Origin of the sequence: Citrobacter sp. wls827, assembly GCF_005280875.1 — a bacterium.
Taxonomy (GTDB): domain Bacteria; phylum Pseudomonadota; class Gammaproteobacteria; order Enterobacterales; family Enterobacteriaceae; genus Citrobacter; species Citrobacter youngae.
Genome location: NZ_SZWR01000019.1, coordinates 259,939 through 270,530 on the forward strand (window position 1 = coordinate 259,939; position 10,592 = coordinate 270,530).

8 protein-coding genes are annotated in these 10,592 nt (G+C 53.7%); 2 read left to right on the forward strand and 6 right to left on the reverse strand.

The window, feature by feature from the left end; genetic code table 11:
* The 4 genes from FDX03_RS23545 to putP form a co-directional block, all read right to left on the reverse strand.
* Positions 1 to 317, reverse strand: a 317-nt coding sequence (locus FDX03_RS23545; protein WP_249357090.1) for a Dyp-type peroxidase domain-containing protein, incomplete at its 3' end; no start/stop codon positions are given.
* Positions 318 to 322: 5 nt separating this feature from the next.
* On the reverse strand, positions 323 to 1,450 hold the full coding sequence (gene efeO / locus FDX03_RS16540) for an iron uptake system protein EfeO (protein ID WP_048212076.1): 1,128 nt from the start codon (positions 1,448 to 1,450) through the stop codon (positions 323 to 325).
* A 58-nt stretch (positions 1,451 to 1,508) separates the two neighbouring features.
* Positions 1,509 to 2,342: an iron uptake transporter permease EfeU gene (gene efeU / locus FDX03_RS16545; protein WP_137346256.1), complete on the reverse strand. Its 834-nt coding sequence runs from the start codon at positions 2,340 to 2,342 to the stop codon at positions 1,509 to 1,511.
* A 213-nt stretch (positions 2,343 to 2,555) separates the two neighbouring features.
* Positions 2,556 to 4,064 (reverse strand): sodium/proline symporter PutP, encoded by a 1,509-nt coding sequence (gene putP, locus FDX03_RS16550; RefSeq protein WP_137346257.1) that lies wholly within the window; start codon positions 4,062 to 4,064, stop codon positions 2,556 to 2,558.
* A gap of 422 nt (positions 4,065 to 4,486) precedes the next feature.
* Between putP and putA the strand changes: the two genes are divergently transcribed.
* A complete protein-coding gene (putA, locus tag FDX03_RS16555) occupies positions 4,487 to 8,449 on the forward strand; it encodes a trifunctional transcriptional regulator/proline dehydrogenase/L-glutamate gamma-semialdehyde dehydrogenase (RefSeq protein ID WP_137346258.1) in 3,963 nt (1,320 codons plus the stop codon).
* Between the two features lie 58 nt (positions 8,450 to 8,507).
* The gene (locus tag FDX03_RS16560; RefSeq protein WP_005122117.1) at positions 8,508 to 8,903 is read left to right on the forward strand and encodes a lysozyme inhibitor LprI family protein; all 396 of its coding nucleotides are present in this window, start codon (positions 8,508 to 8,510) and stop codon (positions 8,901 to 8,903) included.
* On the opposite strand, the gene rutR is transcribed toward FDX03_RS16560, so the two are convergent.
* Both rutR and FDX03_RS16570 read right to left on the reverse strand, forming a co-directional pair.
* On the reverse strand, positions 8,900 to 9,538 hold the full coding sequence (gene rutR / locus FDX03_RS16565; protein WP_101741504.1) for an HTH-type transcriptional regulator RutR: 639 nt from the start codon (positions 9,536 to 9,538) through the stop codon (positions 8,900 to 8,902). The two genes, FDX03_RS16560 and rutR, sit on opposite strands and share 4 nt — an antisense overlap.
* Before the next feature lie 58 nt (positions 9,539 to 9,596).
* Positions 9,597 to 10,511, reverse strand: a complete 915-nt coding sequence (locus tag FDX03_RS16570) for a DMT family transporter (protein ID WP_137346259.1) — start codon at positions 10,509 to 10,511, stop codon at positions 9,597 to 9,599.
* Positions 10,512 to 10,592: the final 81 nt, after the last annotated feature.

Below are 10,592 nucleotides of genomic sequence, written 5' to 3' on the forward strand. Positions count from 1 at the left end.
GTTAGAAACGCAAACCGGCTGGTTAGTAAACGAAACAGACGCTCAAGATCAGCCTTATCACTGGCGAGCACATCAAACGCCACCAGCATCATTGAGGCTTGCTGCGGCGTCAGGATCCCGGCCTGGTGCTGGCCATAAAACGGTTGTTGTTCACTGCGTGCATCAGGTGACAGTGTTCCCGGCGCGCTTTGCGTTTTTTGCGCGTGAGCGACCGGGCATCCACCCGCCAGCGCCAGCGCCCCACCCAGGGCGCCCATCCCTTTCAGTAAACGTCGGCGTGACGGTTCGCTCACGCCGTTTTCATTTTCTTGCTGCATAGTGCTTAATCCAGACCCAGAACACCGCGTAATTGCGACAAGTCTTCCGCCAGCGTCGTGATTGGCCCTTTCAGCGCATTGCGATCGGCATCGGTCAGTTTGTCATAGGTTTCAAAACCGTCTTTGGTACGGTACTTGCTCAGAATGGTATCGACTTTTTTGAAGTTCGCATCCACCTTCGCCAGCAGTTCAGCATTGGATTTTTGTAATTGAGGACGCAGGAGATCGACAATTTTCTGCGCACCATCGACGTTGGCCTGGAAATCCCACAGATCGGTATGGCTGTAGCGATCTTCTTCCCCACTGATTTTGCTGGCAGCAACTTCTTCAATCAGCCCTGCTGCTCCGCCAACCACTTTAGACGGTGGGAAAGCCAGCTCGCTAATACGCGTTTGCAGGTCAAGAACATCACTGTTTAATTGGTCGGCGTACTTGTCCATACCTTTAGTGGTATTGTCGCCAAACAGCGCTTTCTCCAGGCGGTGGAAGCCGGTGAATTTCGGATCGGCGGCTTTTTGCTCATAATCATCTTCACGCGCATCAATGCTGCCGTCGAGATCGGAGAACAATTCGGCAATTGGTTCAATACGCTCATAATGCTGGCGGGTTGGCGCATACAGCGATTTGGCTTTCTCCAGATCGCCTGCTTTAATGGCATCCGTGAAGGCTTTCGTGCCTGTCACCAGTTGCGCGGTTTCTGCCGTTACATAGGCTTTGTATTCAGTAATTGCACCACTCAGGCTCAGCAGAGCGTCGCTGTGCGCGGCATCTGCCGTTGCAGTCCCCTTCACGATCAGCTTGCCTTTCGGGTTGGTCAGCAGACCGCAGGTCATATCATATTCGCCTGGCTGCAGGTTAGCGGTCATTTTCTGGCTAAAGCCTGGTGCAATGTTTTCGCGCTCTTCAACCACCATAACGCCTTTAAGAATTTCCCACTCCAGCGCTTTCTGGCTGTGGTTCTGGATGATGAACTGCGTTTTCCCGGCGTTAACCGTGATCGTCATCGGTTCACACTGTTTGTCGTTAACCGTGACTTTCACCTGCGGAATATCGGCGGCTTGTGCAGAAAAAGCGGATGCAAACAGCGCGGCAATACCCAACTGCAGCGCACTACGGCGAAAATTAAACGTCATAACCTATCCCTATAAATAAGTATGTTGTAACTAAAAAGTATTCTGCATCGCGTTTTTATCAAGGTGCGGTACGCGATGCCGTAGTGCCTGAACGCGGCGGTAGTGCAAACATAATCAACGCCGGTATCAGGTAGATAAACCAGACAGCGACTTCACTAACGCTTGGCGCTTCCTGATAACCGAAGATCCCTTCCATTAATGTGCCAAACAGCGAATGCGTCGACAGCACACTGCTCAGGTCAAACGCCACGTCCTGGAAATGATTCCATAACCCGGCTTCGTGGAATGCACGAATGGCCCCCGCAGCAAGGCCTGCGGCAACCAACAAAATGAACAGGCTGGTCCATTTAAAGAAAGCCCCGAGATTGAGGCGAATCCCACCGAGATAAATCAGATAACCCAGTACCACTGCGGTAGCCAGTCCCAGCATCGCACCTAGCGGTGGCCAGATACCCACATCCTGCTGAAATGCCGCCAGCAGGAAGAAGACAGACTCCAGCCCTTCACGGGCAACGGCAAAAAAGACCATCATCACCAGCGCCCAGCCATGATGATTGCCTTTCTGTAACGCGTTATCGACAGCCTGTTCCAGTTGTACTTTGACGTTGCGCGATACTTTACGCATCCAGAAGACCATCCAGGTCAGGATCACCACGGCAATGAGCGCCACGATGCCTTCAAACAGCTCCTGTTCTTTTTGCGGAAATTCACCGGTGGTTTCGTTGATGAAAATGCCTAACGCCAGGCACAACGCCGCCGCCAGCAACACACCAATCCACATCACACCAATCCATCGACCACGCTGAGTCCGTTTCAGGTAGCTGGCAATCAGGCTGACAATCAGCGCGGCCTCTAACCCTTCGCGCAACATAATTAGAAATGGAACAAACATGCGAAGTACCCTTTAACGTTATTCTCAGTCAACTGATGCAAAGAAAAGTAAATTACAGTGATAGTGATTATCATTACAGCAAAGAAAAACTCAAGCAGAATGTTTTGAGAATGATGACTGAATGTAAAAGGTTAGGTAGGTAACGGTTATGACGGTTTTACGACCGGGTCAATAAAAAAGCCCGCACACGGCGGGCTTGAGGACAGAGGCTGATTATTCTTCCTGCAAACGCGACGGCGGTGCTGAATGATAATGCGCATCAGCCTCGGCAAAACGTTTCTGCATTGCTGCTGATGGCGCTTTCCCCCACAGACTGAAGACCACAATCCCGATGCTGCCGAACACGAAGCCCGGGATGATTTCATACAGGCCCAACCAGGCAAACTGCTTCCAGACGATAACCGTCACTGCACCAATGACCATCCCTGCCAGTGCGCCGTTACGGGTCATACGCGACCACATTACGGAGAACAGAACAACCGGACCAAAGGCAGCACCAAAGCCAGCCCAGGCGTAGCTCACCAGACCCAGCACGCGGTTCTCTGGATTTGCCGCCAGCGCGATGGACACCAGCGCCACGACCAGCACCATGATACGCCCAATCCATACCAGCTCTTTCTGGCTGGCATTTTTACGCAGGAACGCTTTGTACAAATCTTCGGTAATCGCACTGGAGCATACCAGCAGCTGGCAGCTCAGCGTCGACATAACCGCAGCGAGGATCGCAGACAGCAGAATACCGGCAATCCATGGATTGAACAGGATCTGCGCCAGTTCAATAAACACACGCTCAGCATTCTGGTTCACGGCACCCGCCAACGACGGGTTGTTATTGAAGTAAGCAATGCCGAAGAACCCAACGGCAACCGCGCCAGCCAGACACAGAATCATCCAGGTCATACTAATGCGACGTGCGTGGACAATGCTATGGTGAGAATCTGCCGCCATAAAGCGCGCCAGAATATGCGGCTGACCAAAGTAGCCCAGACCCCAGCCCATCAGGGAAATGATGGCAACAAAATTCAGCCCTTTGAACATGTCCACGTTCTCAATGCTCTTTTGTTTAATCACTTCCAGCGAATCGTCGAATCCACCCACGCCAATGACTACCATCACCGGTGTCAGGATCAGAGCAAAGATCATCAGGCTGGCCTGGACGGTATCGGTCCAGCTAACAGCCAGGAAACCACCAATAAAGGTATAAATGATCGTCGCGGCCGCGCCCGCCCACAGCGCGGTTTCGTAGCTCATGCCAAAGGTGCTTTCAAACAGACGCGCCCCTGCCACAATCCCTGAAGCACAATAGATGGTGAAAAACAGCAGAATAACCAGCGCGGAGATAATTCGCAGGATACGACTTTTATCTTCAAAACGGCCGGTAAAATAATCCGGCAACGTCAGCGCATTGTTATTGTATTCGGTGTGTACACGTAAACGCCCGGCCACCAGTTTCCAGTTGATCCATGCCCCTAATACCAGACCGATAGCGATCCAACTTTCTGAAATCCCCGACAGGAAAATCGCGCCAGGCAGCCCCATCAGCAGCCAGCCGCTCATGTCAGATGCCCCGGCGGACAACGCCGTTACGAACGGACCCAGACTGCGTCCACCCAGAATATAATCGTCAAAGTTTTTGGTCGAACGCCAAGCAATAAACCCTATCAATATCATGCCGAAAATATAGACACAGAATGTCACTAACATCGGTGTGCTAATAGCCATCAAAACTCTCCAAAATTATGTATCAGCAATGCCGTGGCTTGCCGTTTTATTACCCTGCCGGAACGTGGCAAAGATATCTATGTTGACCAGGGCGACCGTATCCTGCCGGAAGCGATGGTTATTCACAATCGATTTAACACACCATTTACATCAAATTTGATCCAGAGTAGATAGCATTTTTCTGTAGGTTGCACTCTCTCACATTTTTTTCGGTTGCACCTTTTAAAAGTGTTAACTACCGCAGAGAAAAAGATTCTGTAATTTTTACAGCCCACATCATAAGACTCATTTTTATTAACATTTCATTCATTTCCAAGCTTGCAAACCAAGTCACATTTAACACGGTTGCACAAAGTTGCAACATAGTGGATATTTCTCGGTAACTATCAGACCCGTATTTCAGTACAACAGGAGTAAATGGCATGGGAACCACCACGATGGGGGTTAAACTGGACGACGCTACGCGCGAGCGGATTAAAACAGCAGCATCACGAATCGATCGCACGCCGCATTGGCTTATCAAACAGGCCATCTTTAATTATCTCGAAAGACTGGAAAATGATGATGCGCTTCCGGAGCTGCCTGCTCTGCTGGCGGGTGCGGCAAATGAGAGCGAGGAATCCACTGCGCAACAAAATGAAGCGCACCAGCCTTTCCTTGAATTTGCCGAGCAGATCCTGCCGCAGTCTGTTTCCCGCGCAGCAATCACCGCCGCGTACCGCCGCGCCGAAACCGACGCAGTGCCGATGCTGATGGAGCAGGCTCGTCTGCCGCAACCCATCGCAGAGCAGGCCCATAAACTGGCCTATCAGTTGGCAGACAAACTGCGCAACCAGAAGACCGCCAGCGGGCGCGCAGGGATGGTTCAGGGTTTATTGCAGGAGTTCTCCCTTTCTTCACAGGAAGGCGTCGCGCTGATGTGTCTGGCGGAAGCCTTGCTGCGTATTCCTGATAAGGCAACCCGCGATGCGTTAATCCGCGACAAAATCAGCAACGGCAACTGGCAGTCGCACATTGGACGCAGTCCGTCACTTTTCGTCAACGCGGCGACCTGGGGGCTGTTGTTTACCGGTCGTCTGGTTTCTACGCATAATGAAGCCAGCCTTTCACGCTCACTCAACCGTATTATCGGCAAGAGCGGTGAACCACTGGTGCGTAAAGGCGTCGACATGGCGATGCGTTTGATGGGGGAGCAGTTTGTCACCGGAGAGACTATCGCCGAAGCGCTGGCTAACGCGCGTAAACTGGAAGAAAAAGGTTTCCGCTACTCTTATGACATGCTGGGTGAAGCGGCTCTAACCGCCGCTGATGCCCAGGCTTATATGGTTTCGTACCAACAGGCAATCCACGCCATTGGTAAAGCCTCAAATGGTCGCGGCATCTATGAAGGGCCGGGCATTTCTATCAAGCTGTCGGCGTTGCATCCGCGTTATAGCCGCGCGCAGTATGACCGCGTGATGGATGAGCTTTATCCGCGCCTGAAGTCGCTGACCCTGCTGGCACGCCAGTATGACATCGGTATCAATATCGATGCTGAAGAGGCAGACCGACTGGAAATCTCCCTCGATCTGCTGGAAAAACTGTGCTTTGAACCTGAGCTGGCGGGCTGGAACGGTATCGGTTTTGTTATCCAGGCCTACCAGAAGCGCTGCCCGTATGTTATCGACTACCTGATTGACCTCGCCACGCGCAGCCGCCGTCGCCTGATGATCCGCCTGGTTAAGGGCGCCTACTGGGATAGCGAAATCAAACGTGCGCAAATGGACGGTCTGGAAGGTTATCCGGTCTATACCCGTAAGGTGTACACCGACGTTTCCTATCTGGCCTGTGCGAAAAAACTGCTTGCTGTACCGAATCTGATCTACCCACAGTTCGCCACCCACAACGCCCATACGCTGGCGGCCATTTATCAGTTAGCGGGTCAAAACTACTATCCAGGTCAGTATGAGTTCCAGTGTCTGCATGGTATGGGTGAACCGCTGTATGAACAGGTCACCGGCAAAGTCGCTGATGGCAAACTGAACCGTCCATGCCGCATTTATGCGCCGGTCGGCACGCACGAAACGCTGCTGGCGTACCTGGTGCGTCGTCTGCTGGAAAACGGCGCCAACACCTCATTCGTCAACCGTATTGCAGACACCACCCTTCCGCTGGATGAACTGGTTGCCGACCCTGTCGAAGCCGTTGAAAAACTGGCACAGCAGGAAGGTCAGGCCGGGCTGCCGCATCCGAAGATTGCCCTGCCGCGTGACCTGTACGGTAAAGGCCGGGAAAACTCAGGCGGACTGGATTTAGCTAACGAACATCGTCTGGCCTCGCTGTCCTCTGCCCTGCTCAATAGCGCGCTGCAAAAATGGCACGCCAAACCAATGCTTGAACAACCGGTCGCTGACGGTGAAATGACGCCCGTCGTCAACCCGGCCGAACCGAAAGACATTGTCGGTTACGTGCGTGAAGCGACTCACAGCGAAGTGGAGCAGGCGTTGCAGAACGCCGTCAATAATGCCCCAATCTGGTTTGCTACACCGCCCCAAGAGCGCGCCGCTATTTTGCATCGTGCCGCCGTGCTGATGGAAGGTCAGATGCAGCAGTTGATTGGCATCCTGGTGCGAGAAGCGGGTAAAACCTTCAGCAACGCCATTGCGGAAGTGCGCGAAGCGGTAGACTTCCTGCACTATTATGCCGGTCAGGTCCGCGATGACTTCGATAATGAAACCCATCGTCCGTTAGGCCCGGTGGTCTGTATCAGCCCCTGGAACTTCCCGCTGGCTATTTTCACCGGACAGATTGCTGCCGCACTGGCGGCGGGCAATAGCGTGCTGGCGAAACCTGCGGAGCAAACCCCACTGATTGCCGCCCAGGGCATCGCAATCTTGCTTGAAGCGGGAGTCCCGCCGGGCGTGGTGCAACTGTTGCCTGGTCAGGGTGAAACGGTCGGGGCGCAGCTCACTTCCGATGAGCGCGTTCGCGGCGTGATGTTTACCGGCTCCACGGAAGTCGCCACGCTGTTACAACGCAATATCGCGACTCGTCTCGATGCGCAGGGGCGTCCAATCCCGCTTATCGCCGAAACCGGTGGGATGAACGCAATGATTGTCGACTCCTCCGCATTGACGGAACAAGTCGTGGTCGACGTTCTGGCCTCTGCCTTTGACAGCGCCGGGCAGCGCTGCTCCGCGCTTCGCGTCCTGTGTCTGCAGGACGATGTAGCCGACCATACGCTGAAAATGCTGCGCGGCGCGATGGCGGAATGCCGCATGGGTAACCCGGGCCGCCTGACCACCGATATTGGACCGGTTATCGATGAAGAAGCCAAAGCCAATATTGAGCGCCATATTCAGGCCATGCGCGCCAAAGGGCGTCCGGTGTTCCAGGCCGTGCGCGAAAATAGCGACGATGCGCGGGAATGGCAAACCGGTACCTTTATCGCCCCGACGCTTATTGAGCTGGAAAGCTTCGATGAATTACAAAAAGAGGTGTTTGGTCCGGTACTGCACGTCGTGCGTTACACCCGTAATAATCTGGGCAGCCTGATTGAGCAAATTAATGCCTCCGGCTACGGTCTGACGCTGGGCGTGCACACGCGTATCGATGAAACCATCGCCCAGGTCACGGGATCGGCGCATGTGGGTAACCTGTACGTTAACCGCAATATGGTCGGTGCCGTTGTCGGCGTACAGCCATTCGGTGGCGAAGGCTTGTCAGGCACCGGACCAAAAGCGGGTGGACCGCTGTATCTGTACCGCCTGCTGGCTAACCGTCCGGAAAATGCGTTAGGCATTACGCTTGCGCGTCAGGATGCAGACTATCCTGTCGATGCACAGCTTAAATCAGCGCTGATTCAACCGCTGGAAGCACTCACCGCATGGGCAATCGATCGCCCGTCGCTGCATGCGCTCTGTCAGCAGTTTGGCGAACTGGCACAGGCCGGTACCCAGCGTTTGCTGCCAGGACCAACCGGCGAGCGCAATACCTGGACGCTGTTGCCGCGCGAAAGCGTGCTGTGTATCGCCGATGATGAGCAGGATGCACTGGTACAGGTTGCCGCGGTGGCTTCCGTTGGTAGCTTAATCTTGTGGCCTGATGATGCATTCCATCGCGACCTGGCAAAACGTCTGCCAACTGCGGTTTCCGGGCGTATTCAGTTTGCCAAAGCGGACAACATCACCTCGCAGCCGTTTGATGCCGTTATTTTCCACGGCGATTCCGATCAGCTTCGCGCATTGTGCGAATCTGTGGCAGCCCGCGAAGGGGCGATTGTTTCGGTCCAGGGCTTTGCCCGTGGCGAAAGCAATATTCTGCTGGAGAGGCTGTACATTGAACGTTCCCTGAGCGTCAATACTGCCGCTGCCGGGGGGAACGCCAGCCTGATGACAATCGGCTAAGGTTGTGGTTAATTAAGGCTCCGGCAACGGAGCCTTTTTTATGAAGCCAGAGGGAAGCATGAAACGAATTGTACTGACCTGTGCCGCACTGCTGCTAAGCAGTCACGCACTGGCGGATGACTGCGCCAACGCAAACAACCAAATTGAAATGAATACCTGCGCCGCTGAGCAGTATAAGACGGCCGACGCAAAGCTAAATGATACTTATCAGAATGCACTGAAGCGCGCCGCCCCCACCCAACGTGATTTACTGAAAAAAGCACAGGTCGCATGGATTACCCTGCGCGATGCGGACTGCGCATTGATCAGTTCAGGCACGGAAGGCGGCAGCATACAGTCGATGATCACCAGCCAGTGTTTAACGGACAAAACCAACGAGCGCGAAGCGTTTCTCGCCTCGCTCTTACAGTGCGAAGAAGGTGATTTAAGCTGTCCGTTACCGCCGGCAGGTTAACGCACGCGGATCCCTTCAATAATCATCCGCTGCACGCTCTCAACGGTTTGGTTAAAAAAGGCTTCATCACGCAGCGTTGCGCCCGTCACCGCCTCCACCTGTGGGGCAAAATCGGCGTAATGCTGGGTTGAAGCCCAAATCATAAAAATCAGATGATGCGGATCGACCGGCGCCAGCTTCCCGCTTTTAATCCACCCAGCAATCAGCGCAGATTTCTCATCAATCAGCGTTTTGAGATCGCCAGTTAACTCAGCCATCAACAACGGCGCGCCTGCCAGCATTTCCATACAAAATAGTCGCGATGCCTGGGGATAATCACGGGACACTTCCAGTTTGAGTCGGATGTACTCTTTAATCGCCGACAGTGGCGCAAAGTCCTCGCGAAAGGCCTTCAGCGGTGCCAGCCAGATATCGAGGATCTGGCGTAATACGGCAATATAGAGCACTTCTTTAGAAGGGTAGTAATAAAGCAGATTCGTTTTAGACACCCCCGCCAGTTCCGCAATCTGCTCCAGACGCGTGCCATGAATGCCATACTGGGAAAAGACATTTAATGCCGCGGTTAAGATAGCCTGGCGTTTTGCACTCACGGCCTGCGAGCGTTTACCTGTTTTTTTCTCTGCGCCTTGAGCCATGCACCCTCTCCTTGTTCTGAGGGCGCCAGCATAACAAATCGCACACTGAAACGTTAAATTAAAGCGACTCGGGCGGAGCCTCCTGCTGGACGGCTTTCTTCTTTTTGAACTTGAGTTCGCTGACCAGTACGCCAATGATAATGAATGCCGCCCCCAACAGAGCAAGCAGCGGCAGACGTTCCCCTGCGAGTCGACCAAAAATCCCCGCCCATACAGGCTCACCGGTATAGATTACCGTTGCGCGTGTCGGCGAAACGCTGCGCTGCGCCCAGTTCATGGTGACCTGGATAATCGCACTGAAAATCCCCAGCCCCAGCGCCACAACCAGCAATCCGGTTGACATCGGCGGTACGGACTCTCCGGCTGGGGCCATTGCAATAAACGCTACGATTGAAGCAGTTGCCAGTTGCACTACCGTTACCCGCCGTACATCCACTTTTCCCGCCCACGCGCTAATCAGGATAATTTCTGCCGCAATCGCCACCGCACCGGCGAGCGTGATCCACTCGCCTTCGCCTAAAGCCAGTAAATTGCCTCCCGGTCCGGCAAGAAAAATCAACCCGATAAAAGCCAGCACAATGCCGACACACGGCATCAGTCCGGGCATACGTCCCAGACACAGCCATTGTAAAAGCGGTACCAGTGGCACGTACATCGCAGTAATAAACGCCGATTTACTGCTGGGAATAAACTGTAGTCCCCAGGTTTGCAGGCTATAGCCCAGCGCAATGGCGATACCGATTGCCACCCCTGCTTTGACTTCCAGCCATGTCAGCTTATGCAGTGTGTGTAACGACAAAATCGCGACCGCCAGCGCGGCGGTGGCAAAACGCACGCCGACAAAGAAAAAGGGACCGCTCAGCGTGACAGCATATTGCACAGCCAAAAACGTTCCGCCCCAGAACATGGTGATCACAATGAGGATCGCCTCCTGGGGTTTAACAGAGAAGGAATAACGAGAAAGTAATGACATGAGACACCCGATTATCTGAATGTCATTAGTCTGCGTTGCGTTTTGTTACAGTTCAACCTTGCAGACAAAAAAAACCGCCGG